Consider the following 19,499-nt stretch of genomic DNA (forward strand, 5'->3'; position numbering starts at 1 on the left):
GTTCTTTTTTCCCGGCCCTCACTCATAGTGACTCAGACAATCAGTCACCCCTGGCGAAGTCACTATGAGCAAGGTTCTAGCGAGCGGGTCGCGGTTACGCTATGACGCCCTGAACCGTTGGCGGCCGTCAGCGTCGAGGCACTTCAGCCCAATCGTTATTCCGCCTATGGTCACTCCAGGCAGCCACACCTGATGCGCTTTGTCAGCCGGGATAGCTGGAGCCCGTTCGGTAAAGGCGGCATCAACGGCTATACATATCTAGGCCAGTTACTGGATAAAGGCACGCTGATCAAACACCCCAAAATTGACAGTCTGCTTGCTGTTCGCAGATACCTAATTGGCTATAAATCATTTCCTTCACTGCCAGCCAGGAGCAACGCCGGCCAGCCTACCTATATTTCAAAAATAAACTATTCCGAATTAACCAATTAATCATGGGTGATCATGTGAATGATTTTTTGATAAATGTTATGGATTTTGGCGCTGCAGGCAATGGAGAGCACAATGATACTCCTGCTTTTAATACTGCGATCTCAAAAGCAACTGAAACTGGCGGAAAAGTGGTTGCTGTCGGAAGATTCAAAATACAAGGTTACTTGACGGTCACTGCTGACTGCGACTTCTCTCAGGCCTGCTTCATAGTAGATGACGCGGCAATAAATATCAATTACACAAAAGATTACCTGTCAAGTAATCAGCGGGTGATCGATGAGATACACATTAAAGATAAAAGCAGTCTTACAGAATTGCAGGCATCATTAAAAGAGGTCCTTCCTGATGAGATCATTGAAAACTATGAAAATTCTTATGTGAGAATCCAGACGAACGTTCAAGCCAAGGGCGCACCTGCGGAGTCGGAGGTATACATATATAGAGGTGATGGTTCTCCACAACTGCGCAGCACAGTTACATTTATGTATAAATATGGGCGCTTGGCGTATCCACTGAATCACAACTACGTCGATGTCCCTAGCGTGTCAATAACTTTAAGAAAAATACCTGAAAAACGGCTCACCTTCGTTTCGCCTTCGTTTGAAGTCATCAACTTCCCCAAAGACAAGGGGCCATTGCTTTCGGTAAACAGAGATTTAGTTACGATACAGAATCTAACATTAAGTCATATTCCCGGAGGCTCTGTACCTGTTGACTCGTATTACGCCATGACCAGAGTCTCTGGCTGTTATGACGTAGACTTCATTAATAGCACTTTCCCCGGCTATGGAAAAACCAATAGTGAAGTAGGGGTAGGGCAAGACGTCAAATATGATTTTGTTTTTGATAACGCCCTCAAGCTTAAGCTTGACAACATCAACTCCTCAACCGCATGGAAAACTTTGGACGGTAACAGCTCTAGAGATATAAAAATTTTTAATGCACATTTATACGGCTTTCATGGGCATTTTAATGTTGCTGACGTACTTTTAGAGGGGTGTCGCATTTACACTGGTGGCGTGATGGTTGGTACAGGAGCGCAAGGGTCATCGCTCACCGTCCGGAACTGTTATTTTGAATCGGTATTTGGTAACGCTGTAGGTCTGCGCGGAGACTATGGTGAACTCAGAGGAAATATTCTTATTGAAAACTGCCATTTGGAAATGTCTTCTTTAACACTGAGCGGCAGAACCTGCAGCATTCTGGACTTGAGTGAAACCTGTATCAGCAGGAGAGACCAGCCCAATACGTATTCACTGCCGGAAAATATTACAATCCAGAATGTAACCGTGAACTGCAAACAGGACTGTCACGTCATTAAGCTGAACGACAACAACTCTATTTATTCTTCAAAAAGAAAGCTTAACGCTCCGAAAAACATTCACACCAGCAACATCAACATTAATTCATCCAACCATGGCAACTTGATATTTGAGTACAGATTTATACCTTACAACAACACAGCCTCATCACCTGTCAGGTACAGCATTCTTAACTGCAGCAGCACCACAGGGAAAACCCAGGTAAGTTTTTGGGGGAGCACTTCCACTCTTCAAGACATGCTGCAATACATCCTCCAGGTAACTTCTGTCAGTAATGCGTCTTTTCTTCTGGTTGCCGGCAACAAATCAGAGGTTCGCATCAATAACTGCGACTGCATTTACTTTGATAACTACAACGCTGGCAGTTCATGCTTGAGGTTGTTGCACGTCGATTGCTGTACTTTTCGATTCGACAACAGCTATGAAGACGGACAAACATTTCAGGTATCAAAAAAAATAAAATCAATATTTTCAGCAATTGTATTTTTGACGCCGAACGGCGAGATAAAAAAGACTTCCTTAGCATAAATTATGCTGCACACAATGCCATTGGCAATATCAGTATTAATTGCTTTGGCGAACCCCCAGCCGAAGGCGTTCACACAGGTTTGAAATCGATTGTCCCATTGTTAGGTTCTGGCTATGCATATGCGGCCATAGACGGTGTATTAAAACCTATTTAGGCTCGACTCTAGGATCAAGTACAACACCTGAGGCAGGGGGCGCCGGAACCGCCATTTTTCCGACTGCGCTCCAAACCCAGCAATGGCTGGCGGTTCACCCTGCGGCTCAATTTCGATGCGCTCGCCTTGGGCACCCCGGTACAGCCAGGCCTGCGAATAACGGTGGAAGCCGAACCTGAGGCGGTTGTGCCTCAGTAGCGCCTGCGGCGTGTGCGGCCGGCGTTGCTGCCGCGCTGGCGCAATTGCGCTCTGGAACGGGGTGGCGCGCTTGCCTTGAGCGCCGGCAAAGCCCACAGCCTGTTATGGCGGGGCGCCGCGGCTGCAGGCACCTGGTATTTTTGTCAGGTTACATTCTGCTGCGAAGCCCTCAAACTGCGCTGACTGCCACCGTTACAGGCGCAAGCCGGAATGCCAGAAAGCACCTGTTCCACGGTCTGCCGCTATCGCTATGACGCGATTGATCGATTGAACGAGCTCACAGCCAACGCGCAAGAGCCGCGCCAGCGGTTCTTCCGGCAATCCCGGCTGATCAGCGAAATTCAAGGCCGCTCCAGCCGGATGCTCTTCGCACACGACCAGCAGTTGCTGGCACAAACGAATAGCGCCGCGAGCAACCGCTCGGTGACGTTGCTCGCTAACGACATGCACGCGTCGGTGCTCGCCACCCAAACGACTGCCGGTCCTCACACGTTGAGCTACAGCCCGTTTGGCTATTACCCGTTCCACGACAGCTCAACGCTGCTCGCGGGCTTCAAGGGCGAAGCCCTCCTGAGCGGTTCCGATAGCTATTTGCTGGGTAGCTATCGTGCCTACAGTCCCGTACTCAAGAGGCTGAACAGTCCCGATAGCCATAGCCCGTTTGGCGACGGGGGGCTCAACGCATACGCCTACTGCGGCGCAGAACCCGTCAACCGCACCGACCCTAGCGGCCATTCGCCGTTGGCCCTGCTCTCGAAGCTGGTCAACAAAAGTGTTCCGGTGCTACACCGCGCCGGTGCTGTGCGAAAACCACTGGTGGAGGCGAAGCACCTTGGCGACAACCTCTTCAGCTACATCGACATGTACAAGAATAAACCGCGCCTGAACGTCGACGCCCATGGCGGCAAGTTTGTCCAGGGTAATGGCTACATCCGGTTCAACAACAGCGTCATTGAAGGCGATGAGCTCGGGGAGCTGCTCGCCAGGCAGTACGACCTGGAACAGTTCGGCAGTATTCGGACGCTTATCTGTTTTTCCGCCGATACCGGCCAGGACGCGCTGGGCTTCCCGGCGTTTGGCAAGTTACTGGCCGACAGCACCGGTTTACCGGTGAAAGCCTTTCATGGCGGTGTGCGCACCAAGGACATCACGCCCAGCAACCTCACCAGCATCACCGAGTCCATGATCTACAAGATCAGGACACCCTCCGCCGACTATCGACCTGCCTATTTCATACCGGCCACACCGCGCCGCTCGGCCATAATAAGAGGCACGCCCGACCCTTCGCCGGCACCATAACTTCGCCGGCGAACTGCGGTAAACGGTACACGCATGGAGATTCGCATGAACGCAATGCTCCGCATTCTGCTCCGCCAGTACCTTTACGATCCATTGGATCGGGTCATGGAGATAACGACACCTGAACAGGGTGTTCAGCGCCGCCTCTATCAGAGCTCCCGGCTCAGCGTGCAAACCCTCGGGGTGGCCAACTGCACAATGTTTCAGTTGGCCAATCAACCGCTCGCCGCGCGTATCGCTTTAGCCGAGCACCATACGACGACACTGTTCGGAACCAATCAACAATCGTCGGTTGTCCTTAGGCAAGACGCTGCAATCACCCTGTCAGGCGACTACACGCCCTACGGGTATGCTCGGGTAAACAACGGCCCTTTCACCCAATCTGGCTTTAATGGCGAACAGCTCGACCGAGTAACAGGAGCTTGTACCCTGGCAATTGGCCTCAACAAGGTGTCCGCTAGCTACATCCCCATGCATTTTCAGCCTGCGCTACAGCAACAGAGCGTTCGCACATCAGGCGCTACGGGTCCAGGTGCCTCGGTTTACCCCTGAGCACCCCGCTCTTGATCCATCGTGCCCGGGCATTTGATGGCAGGCCACGGCAGTTCACCACGGATACCGGCCTGGAACGTGTCGAACAGAGCCTGTGCCGCCGCAGACAGCTCATGGCCAGGCTTGCTCAACACACCGATGGCTCGCTCCACCGGGTCTTCCAGCGCAATGCACCGCGCGCCCGACTCTTCCATCTGCCGGGCACACAACGCCGGCACCACACTCACCCCCAGCCCACAGGCGACCATTCGCCCCACCGTCGCCAACTGGTGGCTTTCAAATTCGACCATCACGCTTAACTGTCGCGCCTTCAGATGTTCTTCCAGCAAAACGCGCACGGTCGAGGGCCGCTGCAAGGTGATAAAGGGCTGCTCCAGCAGCGTGCACCAGTCGATGCTGGCGCGCCCGACCAGCGCCGAATCGACCGGCACCACCGCGACAAAGCGATCCAGGTACAGCGGGGTGAACGCCACCGACGAACTTTGCATCGGTTCGAACGCCACGCCCAGTTCCACCTCGCGCTCGCGAACCATCTCCAGCACCTGCTCGTTGATCACATCGTGGACCGTGACATTGATGTTCGGGTAGCGGGTGCGGAAGGCTTTCAGCACGGGTGGCAGCAAGTTGCCGGCAAACGACGGCATCGCCGCCAGGGTGACCCGGCCGCGCTGCAAGGTGAAACGCTGGCGCAGTTCGTCTTCGGCATTGTCCCAGTCGGCCAGCAGCCGGCGTGCCAACGGCAGCAGTGCCTCGCCTTCCGGGGTAAGGCTGACATTGCGCGTGGTGCGGCTGAACAGGCGCCCGCCGAGGCTCTCCTCCAGGGTTTTGATGGTAATGCTCAGGGCCGACTGCGACAGGTGCAGGCGCTCGCAGGCCACGGCAAAACTCAGGCTTTGCGCCACGGCCCAGAATGCCCGGACCTGCTTGACAGTCATCACGCTTGGCTACCCCTCGGTAATTCTTGAGTTTTATCGATCAATCCATATCAAAAATCAATTTAACAAATATATGAACAGCCGCAACACTGGCGTCCATCTGGCCACTCATGAGGAAACAAGAACATGCAAGAAGTCGTCATCGTTGCCGCCACCCGTACCGCCATCGGCAGCTTCCAGGGCTCGCTGGCCGAGGTGCCGGCCGTCGAGCTGGGTGCGGCGGTGATCCGCCGCCTGCTGGAGCAGACCGGGCTGAACGGCGCCGAGGTGGATGAAGTGATTCTCGGCCATGTGCTGAGCGCCGGCGCCGGGCAAAACACCGCCCGCCAGGCGGCGATCGGCGCCGGCCTGCCGCATGCGGTACCGGCCCTGACCCTGAACAAGGTCTGCGGCTCGGGCCTGAAGGCACTGCACCTGGGCGCGCAGGCGATCCGTTGCGGCGATGCCGAGGTGATCATTGCCGGTGGCATGGAAAATATGAGCCTGGCCCCGTATGTACTGCCCAAGGCACGTACCGGCTTGCGCATGGGCCATGCGCAGATGATCGACAGCATGATCAGCGATGGCTTGTGGGATGCGTTCAACGACTATCACATGGGCATCACTGCCGAGAACCTGGTGGCCAAGTACAACATCAGCCGCGAAGCCCAGGACGCCTTTGCCGCAGCCTCGCAGCAGAAGGCAGTGGCGGCGCTTGAAGGTCAGCGTTTCGCCGATGAAATCACCCCGATCCTGATTCCGCAGCGCAAGGGCGAGCCGCTGGCATTCGCCACCGACGAGCAGCCGCGGGCCGGCACCACGGCCGAAGCGCTGGCGAAGTTGCGCCCGGCGTTCAAGAAGGACGGTTCGGTGACGGCGGGCAATGCTTCGTCGCTCAACGACGGCGCGGCGGCGGTGCTGCTGATGAGCGCGACCAAGGCCAAGCAGTTGGGCCTGCCAGTGCTGGCGCGGATCAAGGCGTACGCCAATGCCGGGGTCGATCCGGCGATCATGGGCATCGGCCCGGTTGGCGCAACCCAGCGTTGCCTGGAGAAGGCCGGCTGGCGCCTGGATCAGTTGGACCTGATCGAGGCCAACGAAGCGTTTGCGGCACAGGCGTTGGCGGTGGGCCAGGAGTTGGGTTGGGACGCGACCAAAGTCAACGTCAATGGTGGTGCGATTGCCCTCGGCCACCCGATTGGCGCGTCGGGTTGCCGGGTGCTGGTGACCTTGCTGCATGAAATGATCAAGCGCGATGCGCACAAGGGCCTGGCCACGTTGTGCATCGGCGGTGGTCAGGGCGTTGCCTTGGCGCTCGAGCGCGACTGATTCACCACGTCACACCGGCGGCTGCCAGCCCCACGACGGCTGGTGGCCGCTGTCGCCACCCATTCGTTTGGTCACGATTCATGGCGGCGCCTGCTCCGGCAGCCATGCACTGCGGCCCACCCAGAATAAGGAGATCAGCGTGAGCCCCAACAAAGCCTGCCCCATCATCCTCTCCGACCACCCTACCCCGCGCCTCCTGCTGTTCCACCATCCGCTGGCCGGTGTGCAGCTGGTCAAGGGCACCATCGAGCCCGGTGAATTGCCAGCGCAGGCCGCGCTGCGCGAGTTGCACGAAGAGTCCGGGATCGCCACGGCCACGGTCATTCGCGACCTCGGCTGCTGGAACGCCGAGCATGAGCAGCAGATCTGGTCGTTTCAGTTGTGTCAGCCCCACTGCGCATTGCCCGCCCAGTGGACCCACCAGACCCTCGACGACCATGGCCATGCCTTCGATTTCTTCTGGGCTGCCGTGGATGACCTGCCGCTCGGCGAATGCCATCCGGTGTTCCAGCGCGCCCTGCAGCACCTGAGCAGTCGATGCCTCGCGGCACAGGTACCCGCATGATCCGCATCCGTCCTGTCCAAGCCGACGACTGGCATGCTACCGCGACTTGCGCCTGCAAGCACTGCGCGACACGCCGACGCGTTTTCCAGTACCTATGCCAGCGAAGCCGCGCGAGCGGATGAGGTCTGGGCGGGCGCTGCTGACGAAAGCCATCGCCTGGGTGCACAGCGGGTATGCCTGACAGTGGCCCGCAGCGCCGTGCCGGCCGTTCAGCTTTACCGCGCCAACGGTTTTGTTGCAGTGGGTGCCACGGCGCCATTGCGCGAAGGCTCCAGTCTGTACGCTCAGGCGATGGTGTTGCAGTTGAAACGAAACTAAGTCGAATAATCTAAAGACTGTATTTTCCGAAGCTTCCTACAACATACCGGACGATCCCCACCCTAGACTCCTTGAGTAAAGGATACCGCTCAAGAATGGAGGTCCTTTAGGGCGATTATTCTTGTTGGGTGGGGTAATCGGTGTCTTGATCACTCCCAGGATTTATCTACGCGATGGCGGCGCCCCCTGAGGACTTGAAGCACTTTCCACCGGAAATCAAGCGCAAACTTGCTTTGTTATATCGACTGGGACTGTTCTCTATTTCGTTACTTGCAGTACTCGCCGCAATCGTCTGGCTTGAGCTGATTTAACTTGCTCTTCACATGTACGGTGGGTGGGGACGGCGGCAGGGGGTGGGGCTGCTTACATGAAGGCTCAGGACGTTTGTGCAAGTAGCGATGCTGAGACCTGTCGAAAAGTGAAATACACCGAGGCAGGTGGTTTCATCGCTGGCTTGGTCGGTGGCGCCTTTACGGGGGCCGCATTGAGCTATGGCACTTCAGACGCTATTTGTTTAGCACTGGGCATTCCTAGTGCAGGTGCATTTGCCTGTGGCCTTGTGGTGGGTGTTGGCTCACTCGCGTCTGGCGCATTGGGCGAGTTATCTGGTGAACTGATTTACGAGGCGACCCAATGAGCATAACTAACACTGAAAAATATTTCCATGCTTTAGTTTGACCGGTTTCGGCGGTGGCATCGTGTTTCTTGGCGTCTCACTTTATTACGCATACGCAAAAATTGATTTGATGCTTGAGCACCTGAAACACTGCCCTGCAGTGACAGTTAGAGTACTGCTCAGAAAGGGTGACCCATGCAGTCGAATATTTTTGCTGGGAGGGATCATATCAGTCTTCATAACCCCCAACATTCTCCTTCGCGAGGGCGGCGCGAATTCAGAAGATCTGAAAAACTTCCCGGCGAGTCTTAGACGCAGGTTAATTATGTTGCACTGGTCTGGAATATTCTTCATCGCACTGCTGGTTATCGCTGGCGCCTTTCCATTGTTTAACTGGATTTAGTGAATCATTAAGAGGCCCTCCCGGGCCTCATCGTCGGCAAGGACGGCTCACACAGGGGGATTACCTGGCCGCCTTGGTCGCCGGCAGCAGAAGTTACCCGCCCGCTCAGCACCTGGCCTTCAGCAAACGCTAGGGCTACTGCGTGCCGTGCGGTGTCAGCCGCGCGGCCAGGTGATCGAGCAGCGCCCGCACCTTCGGCAGCGCCTCGCGGCGCCTGAGCCAGACCAGATTCATCGGCAGACCATCGGTGGCCAGCTCCGGTAGCACTTCCACCAGCGTGCCCTGGTCCAGGTGGCGCTGTACCAGCCAGGTTGGCAGCTGGCCAATGCCCAGGCCGGCCATCAGCGCCGCCACCTCGCCCTCGCCATCGCCGACGGCAATCCGCGTGTGCAGCACCCGCCGCTCCATCTCGCCCGGCTGCCGGCCCTTGAAATACCACGGCGCAACCAGCCCATCGCGCTGCCCATAACCAACGCACTGATGTTCATCCAGATCGCGCGCGGTCTGTGGTGTGCCGTGGCTCTGCAGGTACGCCGGCGAGGCACAGAAAATCAGCCGCTGAGCGCCAAAATAGCGATGACCGAGGCTGGCCGGCCAGGCATCCGGGCCGCCGATGCGCACGACAATATCGACCCCTTCCTGCACCGGATCGATAAAGCGGTCGGAAAAGGAAATGTGCGGTTGCAGCAACGGGTACTGGCGCACGAACTCCAGCACCAGCGGCAGCACATGCAAACGCCCGTAAGACGCCGGCAAATCAATCCGCACCTTGCCGTGCGGCGCGCGGTTTTCGGCAACGATGGCCAGCTCGACTTCTTCTAGCTCGGCCAACACGGCAGTGCAGGTTCGGTAGAACGCCGTGCCGGCGTCGGTCAGCGCCAGGCGCCGGGTGGTGCGCTCGAACAAGCGTGTACCCAGCCGGCCCTCCAGCCGCGCCACGCCTTTGCTGACAGCCGAACTGGTCAGGTTGAGACGCTCGGCTGCCGCGGTAAAACTGCCCAGGTCGGCCACCGAGACGAACACATCGATGCCCTTGAGGCGTTCGGAAGAAAACATCCAGCCCTCCAATTGATGAAATGAGTTCATGACACTCGGTATTTTTTTGCCTGAATCTCCGGCAATTTCTCCAATAGGCTATGCCAAAAGCACTCGTCGGAGAATCCAATTGAACCTGTTCCACCCTTTCAAACTGGGCAACACCCTGCTCAACAACCGCTTCGTCATGGGCCCGATGACCCGCTCGCGTGCGCCCGACGATATCGCCACCGAGCAGACCGCGCTCTACTACACCCAGCGCGCGACGGCCGGGTTGATTGTTTCCGAAGGCACGCCGATTTCCCGCGAGGGTCAGGGTTACCTGTTCAATCCGGGTATCTTCAGCCCCGAGCAGATTGCCGGCTGGCGCCTGAGCACCGACTCGGTCCACAGCGTGGGTGGCAAGATCTACGCGCAGCTGTGGCACGTGGGGCGGGTTTCGCACACCTCGATCCAGCTCGACGGCGCAGCGCCGGTCAGCTCCACCGCCAAGATTGCCGAGGGTGCCTTTGCGTTCGGTTACACCGACAGCGGTGAGCCGGGCTTTGTGCAAACCTCCAAGCCACGGGCGCTGGGCACCGAGGAAGTCGCCCGGGTGGTTGCCGACTTCGCCCAGGCGGCCGCAAACGCTATCGAGGCGGGCTTCGACGGCGTCGAGTTGCATGGCGCCAATGGCTACCTGATCGAGCAGTTCCTCAACCCATTGGTCAACGACCGCAGCGACCGTTACGGCGCGCAGAACCTCGATGATCGTCTGCGCTTTGTCTTCGAGGTGGTGGATGCGGTGTGCGCGCGGATTGGCGCCGAGCGGGTCGGCATTCGCATTTCGCCATATGGCCAACTGATGGACATGCCGCTGTATCCGCAGATCGACGAGACCTACACCGCCCTGTGCGCCGGCCTGGGCCAGCGTGGCATCGCCTATGTGCACGTGATGGACCAAACACATTTCTTCCTCGCCGCAGAGAGCGCGCTGGCCCGTGACGAGGCGCTGCAAGACCTGCTACGCAAGTGCCGTGCAGGCCTCGGCTCGACGGTGCTGATCCTCGCCGGCGACCTGACCCTGGAACGGGCGCAGGCGCTGGTGGCGTCGGGCTTGATCGACCTGCCGGCATTCGGCCAGCCGTTCATTGCCAACCCGGACCTGGTCAGCCGTCTGCAGCATGGCTGGCCGCTGACCACACCGGATCGGGAGACTTACTACGGTGGTGGCGCGAAGGGCTATGTCGATTACCCGCCTTACGCCGGGTAAGGGTCTGGGGCATGGGCATGCCAATGCGCTGGTGGCGTATTTCCTTGCCGCGCCTGCGCAGGGTAAACCTGAAGGCATTTGAAAAGCGCGGCGCGGCCCGCTAGAGTCGCGGCCCGTCCCGGCCACAGGTGCCGGGCGTTGCGTTTGACAAGGGGCGGCGCTTGAACCAACAGACATTGTCCATGCGCCTGGAGCGCGTTGCGGCCCAGGTGCCGGCCGGTGCGCGACTGGCCGACATCGGCTCGGACCACGGCTACCTGCCGGTGGCCTTGCTGCGGCGTGGCGCAATCAGCGCGGCGGTGGCCGGTGAAGTGGCCGTGACGCCGTTTCGCGCGGCACAACGCAGCGTGCGCGAGAGCGGCCTGGAAGAACATATTTGCGTGCGCCTGGCCAACGGCCTGGAAGCCATCGAGCCCACCGACGGCATCACGGCGGTGAGCGTTTGCGGCATGGGCGGCGAAACCATCCGCGACCTTCTCGAACGCGACAAGGCGCGCCTGAGCGGCCAGGAGCGGCTGATCCTGCAGCCCAATGGCGGCGCGCCCGCACTGCGCCAATGGCTGATGGACAATGGCTATCGCATCCTTCATGAAGAGATGCTGCGGGAAAACCGCTTCGACTATGAAATCATCGTCGCCGAGCGCGGCGAGCCGCTGCGTTACAGTGCCGAGCAACTGTACTTCGGGCCGTTGCTGATGCAGTCGCGTAGCCCGGCGTTTCTCGACAAGTGGCAACGCGAACTGCACCAGCAGCAAAAAACCCTGGCCCAACTCGGCCGCGCACGGCAGGCCGTGCCCGAGCAGAAAATCGCGGACATCGGCCGGCAGGTGCGCTGGATTAGCGCGTTGCTGATGGCGCAGCCATGATCGCGGCGCCATCCGCTCAGCGTAAACGGCATACCCAGCCACCCCCCGTAGCGTGCTGGATGTTACTTCGGCCTGCGCCTTTTGAGGCCACTTCGGCAGCCTGGCACTTACCAGGCGTTTGTTCAGGACCTGTCGAAACACAGCAACGCCTTGTCCAAGCTGTACCTGCTGTTGATCCTGCACTTACTCGGTGTCGCCGCTGACGAGTTGCACAGAATCGTCTACTACCCTAATCCGTTTGAGTTCCGCAGCGCATTTGAAGGCGCAGGCTTAATCGTTGAACAACAGTTTGCGCGGTGAGTACGCTCACATTGCCCTGACCAGCGCCGCCACCACAATCCCCGCGGCAATCGCCGGCAATGGCTTCTTCAGCCACAACATCACCAGAGCCGTACTCAGCAACGCCAGCCGCGCGCCGTTGTCGCCACTCACCGCCAACGGCGTCAGCACCGCCACCAGCACCGAGCCGGACATGGCGTTGATGAACTGCTGTACGCGGTAGTTGATCGGCACGAACGACATCACGAATACCCCGCCCCAGCGGGTTGCCAGGGTCACCACGGCCATGATCAGAATAATGATGAAGGTGCCGCTGCCGGCCGTTTCAATGTTCATGTTTTTTCTCCATCCACACAGCGCCGAGCACCCCGCCGGCCAATGCGCCGGCCACCACATGGCTGTTGTCCGGCAGGTACAGGTAGGCCAGCAGCGACGACAGCGCCGCCACCGTCCAGATCACCAGCATGCGCAGGTTCTTCTGTCCGCCCACCACCATCGCCAGCAGGAAGCAGCCCATCACCATGTCCAGGCCCAGGCTCACCGGGTCGTGAATCGCACTGCCGAAATACAGCCCCAGCCAACTGCCCAGGGCCCAGGTCGACCACAGCGCCAGGCCGCCGCCGAGCAACAGGCCCAAGCCGGACTTACCGCTGTTGAATGCCTGCATCGACATCGCCCAGTTGGCGTCGGAGACCACCAGCATCACCCCATAGCGCTTGGCCAGCGGCAGTTCGCGCAGCCACGGATACAGGGTCGCGCCCATCAGCAGGTGACGGGCATTGATGGCGAACACGGTGACCACCAGCGGCACCAGGGGCACCTGCTGGCCCCACAGGTCGAGCGCGGCGAACTGCGAGGCGCCGGCAAACACCAGCGAGCTCATCAGCAGGATCGACGCCCCGTCCAGACCAGTCTGGGCCGCGGCAAGGCCGAAGGCCACCCCAAAGACGATGACGAACATGGAAATGGGCAACAGCTGTTTGAAGCCGCCCCACACCTCTTGCCATGCAAGCCCCGACGCCTGCTGCTGAACCGATGACACCACCCAAGCTCCTTGAAAGTGCAACGCGCGCGGCCATAGCGCCGCGCAAAACGCCGCTACTATCGCTTAGAAGCCCATGGCCGCAAAGCACGAAGATTGATCCAGCGTTGCGCTAAAGGCCGCCGGCGGCGCTGGCTACACTGCACGGCTCAGTCGTTTTCCCGGAGAAGCTGCCCATGCCCCGCAAAAATACCCTCTGCCTCTGTTACGAAGGCGACGCGCTCGACGCCGCAACGTTCTATGCGAGAACCTTTCCCGACAGCCACGTCGAGGCCGTCCACCATGCCCCCGGCGACTACCCATCAGGCAAGCAGGGCGACGTCCTGACCGTCGAGTTCACGGTGATGGGCATCCCCTGCCTGGGCCTGAACGGCGGGCCGCTGTTCAAGCACAGCGAGGCCTTCTCGTTTCAGGTGGCCACCGACGATCAGGCCGAAACCGACCGCCTTTGGCAGGCCCTCATCGACAACGGCGGCGAAGCCAGCGTGTGCGGCTGGTGCAAGGACAAATGGGGCCTGAGCTGGCAGATCATCCCCAGGGTGCTGACCGAGGCTATCAGCAGCCCCGACCGCGCCGCCGCCAAGCGCGCGTTCGAGGCGATGATGACGATGACCAAGATCGATATCGCGGCGATTCAGGCGGCATTGAAGGGTTGAACCTCAGGCCTTGGCGCGGCGGGCGATCCAGCGCCGGTACTGGCGGGTACGCAAGGCCGTCGCAAACTGTTGCACGAGCAGGGCACGCAGCGGCGACACATCCGGCTTGGGTGCCCTGCCCTGGCTAAGCTTGCGCAATTGGAACTTCACCGTGGCCATGTTCGCCAGCGAGGCCAGGGCCTTGTTCTTCCAGGTCAGTACCGGCAACTGCGGCGCGCTGGGTTTGCCGTCGCGCCAGTCGCGCGGCAGGTTCGGCTCGATAGCCAGCGCCGTGCCGATGCCGACCATGGCCACACCGCTCTGCACCACCTGCTCAGCCACCGGCAGGCGGCGGATACCGCCGGTGATCATCAGCGGCATCTGCGCCACCGCCTGCAGTTCATGGGCGAACTCGATGAAATAGGCCTCCCGCGCCAGGGTGCGACCGTCGCGGGCATCGCCCTGCATCGCCGGGGCCTCGTAGCTGCCGCCCGACAGTTCCACCAGGTCGACCTCAAGCCCGTTGAGCAGAAGTACCACCTGGCGCGCATCCTCGGCGCTGAATCCGCCGCGCTGGAAATCGGCGGAATTGAGTTTGACCGCCACCGTAAAACCCGGCGAGACCACCGCCCGCACGGCCTTGAGCACCTCCAGCAAGAGCCGCGCGCGATTCTCCAGCGCGCCGCCCCAGGCGTCCGTACGCCGGTTACTCAGGGGCGAAAGAAACTGACTGAGCAGGTAGCCATGGGCAGCATGGATCTGCACGCCGCTGAAGCCGGCCTGCTCGGCCAACTGCGCACTGCGGGCAAAGCGGCGGATCACCTCGGCGATCATCGCTTCGTTCATTTCCAGCGGCGTGTCGAAGTGCTTCGACAGGCTGCCCAGCGCCAGTGGCACGGCCGACGGCGCCCAGGTCGGCTGACCGAGGTTGGCCTGCATCTGTCGACCAGGATGGTTGATCTGCAACCAGAACTGGCCACCGCCGGAGCGCCCGGTTTGCGCCCAGCGGCGAAACTTGGCCAACTGCCGCTCATCTTCGAGCACGACCCCACCGGGGCCGGTCATGGCGCGCCGGTCGATCATCACATTGCCGCTGATTAGCAGCCCCGCGCCACCATCGGCCCAGGCCTGGTACAAGCGCAGCAGCGGCGCGGATGGCGCCTGCTCGGCGTCGGCCATGTTCTCTTCCATGGCCGCCTTGGCCAGGCGATTGGGGATATGCGAACCATTGGGCAGGGTCAGCGGCGCAAACACGTTCATGGGTGTACCTCGATTTGATCGTGGCAGCACGATAAGTTTAAAGTTAACTTTAATGTCAAGTGTGTGTTTATGCCTCAGGAGCGTGCCCATGAAAATTGGCGAACTGGCCAAACTCAGCGGCATGGCCGCATCGCGCATCCGCTATTACGAAGCCAGCGGGCTGCTCAGTGCCATTGCGCGCAAAGCCAATGGCTACCGTGAATATGGCAGCGATGCGCTGTGGATGCTGAAGATCATCGCCTGCGCGCAGAGCGCCGGGTTCTCCCTGGAGGAAATCCGCACCCTGCTGCCAGCAAGCGCAGCGAGCTGGGAACACGGTGCGCTGCTCGATGGCCTGAAGCGCAAGGTCAGCGAAATCGACATCCTGCAGCAGCAACTGGCGCACAACCGTGCGCAACTGCTGGCGGTGATCGACGGCATCGAGAACCGCCCCAACGATCGCCAGTGCGCCGATAACGCGCAATGGCTGCTGGAGCGCCTGCACGAAGAGGCTGCGCAGCCGCGCAAGGTCTGATAAAACGTGGTCGATCCCTCATACCGTCAAGGAAGCACTGATGAGCACTACCCGCCAGGACCGCCAGATCGACAACATCGAATTCAACGTCGCCGACATCGCCCGCAGCAAGGCTTTCTACGGCGCCGCGTTTGGCTGGTCGTTCGTCGACTACGGGCCGACCTACAGCGAGTTCGACGATGGCCGCCTCAAAGGCGGCTTCACCACCGGCGAACCGGTTCGCCCGGGCGGCCCGCTGGTCATTCTGTACGCCGATGACCTGGTCGCCACCCAGCAACGCCTGCAGGCTGCTGGCGCAACCATCAGCCGCGCCACCTTTGCCTTCCCCGGTGGCCAGCGATTCCACTTTGTCGATCTGGATGGCTACGAGCTGGCGGTCTGGTCAGCCGCTCCGACGCACTAGCTCGCGCGCTTCAGCGTGGCACGCCGGCCCAAGGCGGGGCCGGCGTGAACTGCGCCTCGATCCAGGCTTTGAAGGCCAACACCGTCGCGCTGGGAAACCTGGCCGAGGGCCGCACCAGGTAGACCCCGCCGAGACCATCGAGTTGCCACTGCGGCAGCACTTGAACCAGCCGGCCGGCATCGATTTCCTGGCGCATCAGCCATTCCCCGGCGCCGAGAATGCCTAGCCCGGCGCAGGCGGCGGCAAGCAGCGACTGGCTGTCGTTGGCGGTCAGGTTGCCCGAAGGCAGCAAGCTCTGCTGGCGCTCGCCGTTTTGCAGCCGCCAGTACGGGAACGACGCCAGCCCGCTGAAGCGCAGGCAGTTGTGTTCGGCCAGCGCCTGCGGGGTGTCTGGCGTCCCGTGGCGAGCGAGATAGTCCGGCGCCGCGCAGAGGATGCGCCGATGCTCGCAGAGCTTTTTCGCAATCAAGCGGTTGTCTTCCAGCTCGCCGATACGGATGGCCACATCGAAACCTTCCTCGATGATGTCGACCACACGCTCGCTGTAGTCGGCGATGATCGACACCTGCGGGTGCAAGGCCAGAAACGCCGGCAACAGCGGCCCGAACCACAACCGTCCCATCGCCGCCGGCAGCGCCAGGCGCAGGGTGCCACGCACCTGCGCGGCGCCATCGCTGGCCTGCTGCTGCGCCTCGGCAATCGCCGCGAGGGCGACGCGCAAGCGCTGTTCGAGCTGGGCGCCGACCTCGGTGATGCGCACCTGCCGGGTGGAGCGCTCGATCAGCCGCACGCCGAGGCGCTTTTCCATCGCCGCCAGGCGCTTGGAGACCACCGTGGGGTGGCGTTGCAGCAGGCGCCCGGCCGCGACGAACGAACCCTGCGCGGCAACGGCGAGGAAGGCGGCGATTTCATCGCTGTGCTGATTGTCGAGTAGGTCGAGGTTCATGGTGTGAGAATGATCGCTCCGGATGATCGTCCCGCTTCCAGGTCGGCATGCGCTGCGCCAGCATCGGCCAGCGCGTAACGGCCCCAGATCCGTGGGCTGATGATACCGGCTTGGGCCGCAGCGATCACCGCCTGTGCCCGGCCCTGGTACTCGGCCGTACTGGCGGTGTGCGCAGCCAGCGACGGCCGGGTGAGGAACAGCGAACCCTTGCTGTTCAGCGTGGCCACGTCGACAGCGTCCGGCACCCCGGACGAGGCGCCAAACGAAACCAGCAGGCCACGAGGGCGCAGGCTGTCCAACGACGCGTCGAAAGACAGCCGGCCGATGCCGTCATACACCACATCGACCTTCTGTCCATCGGTGAGCCGGGCCACATCGCTGGCCAGGGTGTGCGGGTCGAACACCAGCACGTCGTCGCAGCCCAGCGCCTGGGCTTTTTCGACACTGGACGCACGCGACACGACGCCGATCACCCGCGCCCCGAGGTGCTTGGCCCATTGCGCCATGATCGCCCCGACACCACCGGCGACGCCATAAAGCAGGATGCTGCTGCCAGGGCCGACCGGGTAGGTACTGTGCAGCAGATAGTGCGCGGTGATGCCCTTGAACAGCAGCGCGGCGGCGTCCTCGCTGGACAATCCCGACGGCAGTTTGACCAGCCGTTCGGCCGGGTACAGCCGGGCCGAGGCATAGGCGCCCAGCGGGCCGGCGGCATAGGCCACATGATCGCCGACCTGGACGTTGCCGACCCCGGCGCCCACCGCCCTCACCCGGCCGGCGCCTTCGAGGCCAAGGCCGGACGGGAGCGGGATGCGCACAGCGCCGTTACGCTGGTTGACGTCGAGGTAATTGACGCCGATGGCGTCGTGCTCCAGCCAGACTTCGCCAGGGCCGGGTTGGGATTCATCGGTACGGGTCAGGGACAGCACGTGCGGTGCGCCGACTTCGTGCAGTTGGATTGCGGATACCATGGTCGAGTCCTGCTCGTTGGGAAACTGGAGCGGAGTATCGAAGCTTAACCTGAAGTGAACAAGACAGTTTATTTGCAGTTCATTCCTGCATTTTTTGCATGAATTGCTGCCGTGCAGCACGCGCTAAGCGTGCGCCTTCGCCGCCGCAGGCTCAGCCGCCACCTTGCGCGGCTTCAACCGCGAGACCCCGAACAGCACCGGGCCAAGGTTGCCCAGCGCCGCTGTCCGCGTCGGCCCCATGCGCTGGATCGCCAGCGCCACCCAATAGATCGGCAGTACCGTCGAAAACAGCGCCATCAACCCCGCGTACAGCCACACGGCCGATGGCAACTGCGGCAACTGGCTGACATCGCCCTGGAAGAACGCTGGGCGACGCTGGGGCTGCGCGTCTGTTTTCGCAGGTGGGAGAGCCTCAGTTCCCATGGTCGACAGCTGGTGAATTTCCTTTCCTGGGAATGAGGGCTTGAGCTGGCACGCCGGTCGCGCTCAGTATTGGCATCTGTCGCTTTCGATCAGGAGGTTCACCCGATGAGCAAGGCTCCCTATGTTCCGCCGCAGGTCTGGCGGCATGAAGCGCCATCCGGCGGCGAATTCGCCAACATCAACCGGCCTGTCGCCGGGCCGACCCACGAACAGCCACTGCCACTTGGCGAACACCCGCTGCAGTTGTATTCGCTGGGCACGCCCAATGGAGTGAAGGTGACCATCCTGCTGGAGGAGCTACTGGCGCTAGGGCATACCGGCGCCGAGTACGACGCCTGGCTGATCCGCATCGGCGAGGGCGACCAGTTCTCCAGTGGGTTTGTCGAGCTGAACCCGAATTCGAAGATCCCGGCCCTGCTTGATCGCAGTGTCGAACCGGCGCTAAGGGTGTTCGAGTCGGGGTCGATTCTGCTGTACCTGGCGCAGAAGTTCGGGGCGTTTCTCGCCGAGGACCTGGCGACGCGAACCGAGACGATGAACTGGCTGTTCTGGCAGATGGGCTCGGCGCCGTACCTGGGGGGTGGGTTTGGGCATTTCTATGCGTATGCGCCGGAGAAGCTCGAGTACCCGATCAATCGCTTCGCCATGGAGACCAAGCGGCAGCTGGATGTACTGGATCGGCGGCTGGCCGAGTGTCGGTATCTGGCGGGGGAGGCATACAGCATCGCCGATATTGCGGTGTGGCCTTGGTATGGGCAACTGGTGAGGGGGCATTTGTATTCGGCCGGGGAGTTTCTCAGTGTCCAGGACTACCCCCACGTGCAGCGCTGGGCGGCAGAAATTGCCGGGCGGCCAGCGGTGGCGCGCGGGCGACGGGTGAATCGGACGTGGGGGGATGATGGGGTGGCTGAGCGGCATCGGGCGGCTGACCTGGATTGACCCTCGATCCAGGGCGACTGCCTTGTCGGCGATGCTCTTGATTTTTGGGTGTTTATCCATGTTTGTGGGTAGGGCTGCGGGCCCCTTCCGCCCTGACGGCGGCTTACTTTTTTTCAGTCGAAAAAAAAGTAAGCAAAAAATTCTCGCCCCACCTCTCGGCCCTACGCTGCGCTCCGGGTCCCCTCCCTCCGCCTACGATCCGCGGGGACCGCGCCGACGGCCCATCCATGGGCCAACGGCGCTTTCGGGCCATCCATGGCCCTCACCCCACAGATCGCAGGCTCCACTCGGCCTCGGGTTAAC

Annotated in this window: 21 protein-coding genes and 1 pseudogene; 14 read left to right on the forward strand and 8 right to left on the reverse strand. The window is 60.8% G+C overall.

Annotated features, from left to right (window positions below):
• Window positions 1-192 precede the first annotated feature (192 nt).
• The 4 genes from DCO48_RS22540 (at window position 193) to DCO48_RS04140 (ending at window position 4,486) form a co-directional block, all read left to right on the forward strand.
• Window positions 193-432 carry a hypothetical protein gene (locus DCO48_RS22540; RefSeq protein WP_133247585.1) on the forward strand — a complete coding sequence of 80 codons (240 nt, stop codon included), beginning with the start codon at window positions 193-195 and terminating at the stop codon, window positions 430-432.
• Between the two features lie 2 nt (window positions 433-434).
• Window positions 435-2,282 (forward strand): hypothetical protein, encoded by a 1,848-nt coding sequence (locus DCO48_RS22545; RefSeq protein WP_133247586.1) that lies wholly within the window; start codon window positions 435-437, stop codon window positions 2,280-2,282.
• A gap of 563 nt (window positions 2,283-2,845) precedes the next feature.
• Complete coding sequence (locus DCO48_RS04135) at window positions 2,846-3,934, forward strand: RHS repeat-associated core domain-containing protein (RefSeq protein WP_116549341.1); 1,089 nt, start codon at window positions 2,846-2,848, stop codon at window positions 3,932-3,934.
• Window positions 3,935-3,979: 45 nt separating this feature from the next.
• Window positions 3,980-4,486 carry a hypothetical protein gene (locus DCO48_RS04140; RefSeq protein WP_116549342.1) on the forward strand — a complete coding sequence of 169 codons (507 nt, stop codon included), beginning with the start codon at window positions 3,980-3,982 and terminating at the stop codon, window positions 4,484-4,486.
• On the opposite strand, the gene DCO48_RS04145 is transcribed toward DCO48_RS04140, so the two are convergent.
• Window positions 4,477-5,421 (reverse strand): LysR family transcriptional regulator, encoded by a 945-nt coding sequence (locus DCO48_RS04145; protein WP_116549343.1) that lies wholly within the window; start codon window positions 5,419-5,421, stop codon window positions 4,477-4,479. The two genes, DCO48_RS04140 and DCO48_RS04145, sit on opposite strands and share 10 nt — an antisense overlap.
• Before the next feature lie 126 nt (window positions 5,422-5,547).
• Between DCO48_RS04145 and DCO48_RS04150 the strand changes: the two genes are divergently transcribed.
• The 4 genes from DCO48_RS04150 to DCO48_RS22550 all read left to right on the forward strand — a co-directional run bounded on the left by DCO48_RS04150 (window position 5,548) and on the right by DCO48_RS22550 (window position 8,249).
• Window positions 5,548-6,729 carry an acetyl-CoA C-acetyltransferase gene (locus DCO48_RS04150; RefSeq protein ID WP_116549344.1) on the forward strand — a complete coding sequence of 394 codons (1,182 nt, stop codon included), beginning with the start codon at window positions 5,548-5,550 and terminating at the stop codon, window positions 6,727-6,729.
• Between the two features lie 139 nt (window positions 6,730-6,868).
• A complete protein-coding gene (locus DCO48_RS04155; RefSeq protein ID WP_116549345.1) occupies window positions 6,869-7,294 on the forward strand; it encodes an NUDIX domain-containing protein in 426 nt (141 codons plus the stop codon).
• A gap of 33 nt (window positions 7,295-7,327) precedes the next feature.
• A complete protein-coding gene (locus DCO48_RS04160) occupies window positions 7,328-7,612 on the forward strand; it encodes a hypothetical protein (protein WP_256583964.1) in 285 nt (94 codons plus the stop codon).
• A gap of 367 nt (window positions 7,613-7,979) precedes the next feature.
• Complete coding sequence (locus tag DCO48_RS22550; RefSeq protein WP_133247587.1) at window positions 7,980-8,249, forward strand: hypothetical protein; 270 nt, start codon at window positions 7,980-7,982, stop codon at window positions 8,247-8,249.
• A 517-nt stretch (window positions 8,250-8,766) separates the two neighbouring features.
• Here the strand turns inward: DCO48_RS22550 and DCO48_RS04165 are convergent.
• On the reverse strand, window positions 8,767-9,687 hold the full coding sequence (locus tag DCO48_RS04165) for a LysR family transcriptional regulator (RefSeq protein ID WP_116549346.1): 921 nt from the start codon (window positions 9,685-9,687) through the stop codon (window positions 8,767-8,769).
• A gap of 109 nt (window positions 9,688-9,796) precedes the next feature.
• Between DCO48_RS04165 and DCO48_RS04170 the strand changes: the two genes are divergently transcribed.
• On the forward strand, window positions 9,797-10,918 hold the full coding sequence (locus DCO48_RS04170; RefSeq protein WP_116549347.1) for an alkene reductase: 1,122 nt from the start codon (window positions 9,797-9,799) through the stop codon (window positions 10,916-10,918).
• A gap of 161 nt (window positions 10,919-11,079) precedes the next feature.
• On the forward strand, window positions 11,080-11,784 hold the full coding sequence (locus DCO48_RS04175; RefSeq protein WP_305887844.1) for a tRNA (adenine(22)-N(1))-methyltransferase TrmK: 705 nt from the start codon (window positions 11,080-11,082) through the stop codon (window positions 11,782-11,784).
• A 306-nt stretch (window positions 11,785-12,090) separates the two neighbouring features.
• On the opposite strand, the gene DCO48_RS04185 is transcribed toward DCO48_RS04175, so the two are convergent.
• Both DCO48_RS04185 and DCO48_RS04190 read right to left on the reverse strand, forming a co-directional pair.
• Window positions 12,091-12,399: an AzlD family protein gene (locus tag DCO48_RS04185; protein ID WP_116549350.1), complete on the reverse strand. Its 309-nt coding sequence runs from the start codon at window positions 12,397-12,399 to the stop codon at window positions 12,091-12,093.
• Window positions 12,389-13,105, reverse strand: a complete 717-nt coding sequence (locus tag DCO48_RS04190) for an AzlC family ABC transporter permease (RefSeq protein WP_256583966.1) — start codon at window positions 13,103-13,105, stop codon at window positions 12,389-12,391. The genes DCO48_RS04185 and DCO48_RS04190 overlap by 11 nt, the downstream gene beginning before the upstream one ends.
• Window positions 13,106-13,281: 176 nt before the next feature.
• Between DCO48_RS04190 and DCO48_RS04195 the strand changes: the two genes are divergently transcribed.
• Entirely contained in the window at window positions 13,282-13,761 is a 480-nt protein-coding gene (locus tag DCO48_RS04195; RefSeq protein WP_116549351.1) for a VOC family protein, read from the forward strand.
• Between the two features lie 3 nt (window positions 13,762-13,764).
• Here DCO48_RS04195 and DCO48_RS04200 read toward each other — a convergent pair whose 3' ends face one another.
• Complete coding sequence (locus tag DCO48_RS04200; protein WP_116549352.1) at window positions 13,765-15,000, reverse strand: NADH:flavin oxidoreductase/NADH oxidase family protein; 1,236 nt, start codon at window positions 14,998-15,000, stop codon at window positions 13,765-13,767.
• An 88-nt stretch (window positions 15,001-15,088) separates the two neighbouring features.
• Between DCO48_RS04200 and DCO48_RS04205 the strand changes: the two genes are divergently transcribed.
• Window positions 15,089-15,514 carry a MerR family transcriptional regulator gene (locus tag DCO48_RS04205; protein ID WP_116549353.1) on the forward strand — a complete coding sequence of 142 codons (426 nt, stop codon included), beginning with the start codon at window positions 15,089-15,091 and terminating at the stop codon, window positions 15,512-15,514.
• 40 nt (window positions 15,515-15,554) lie between these two features.
• The gene (locus DCO48_RS04210; RefSeq protein ID WP_116549354.1) at window positions 15,555-15,917 is read left to right on the forward strand and encodes a VOC family protein; all 363 of its coding nucleotides are present in this window, start codon (window positions 15,555-15,557) and stop codon (window positions 15,915-15,917) included.
• 10 nt (window positions 15,918-15,927) lie between these two features.
• Here DCO48_RS04210 and DCO48_RS04215 read toward each other — a convergent pair whose 3' ends face one another.
• The 3 genes and pseudogenes from DCO48_RS04215 to DCO48_RS04225 all read right to left on the reverse strand — a co-directional run.
• Window positions 15,928-16,863, reverse strand: a complete 936-nt coding sequence (locus tag DCO48_RS04215) for a LysR family transcriptional regulator (RefSeq protein WP_116549355.1) — start codon at window positions 16,861-16,863, stop codon at window positions 15,928-15,930.
• Window positions 16,860-17,834 (reverse strand): quinone oxidoreductase, encoded by a 975-nt coding sequence (locus DCO48_RS04220; protein WP_116549356.1) that lies wholly within the window; start codon window positions 17,832-17,834, stop codon window positions 16,860-16,862. Before DCO48_RS04220 ends, DCO48_RS04215 begins: the two co-directional genes overlap by 4 nt.
• A gap of 123 nt (window positions 17,835-17,957) precedes the next feature.
• A pseudogene (locus tag DCO48_RS04225) lies at window positions 17,958-18,182 on the reverse strand (EamA/RhaT family transporter); the annotation flags it as partial.
• Between the two features lie 180 nt (window positions 18,183-18,362).
• On the opposite strand from DCO48_RS04225, the gene yghU reads away from it, so the two are divergent.
• On the forward strand, window positions 18,363-19,196 hold the full coding sequence (gene yghU, locus DCO48_RS04235) for a glutathione-dependent disulfide-bond oxidoreductase (RefSeq protein ID WP_116549357.1): 834 nt from the start codon (window positions 18,363-18,365) through the stop codon (window positions 19,194-19,196).
• Window positions 19,197-19,499 lie beyond the last annotated feature (303 nt).

Source organism: Pseudomonas sp. SDI (assembly GCF_003105155.1).
Lineage (GTDB): Bacteria > Pseudomonadota > Gammaproteobacteria > Pseudomonadales > Pseudomonadaceae > Aquipseudomonas.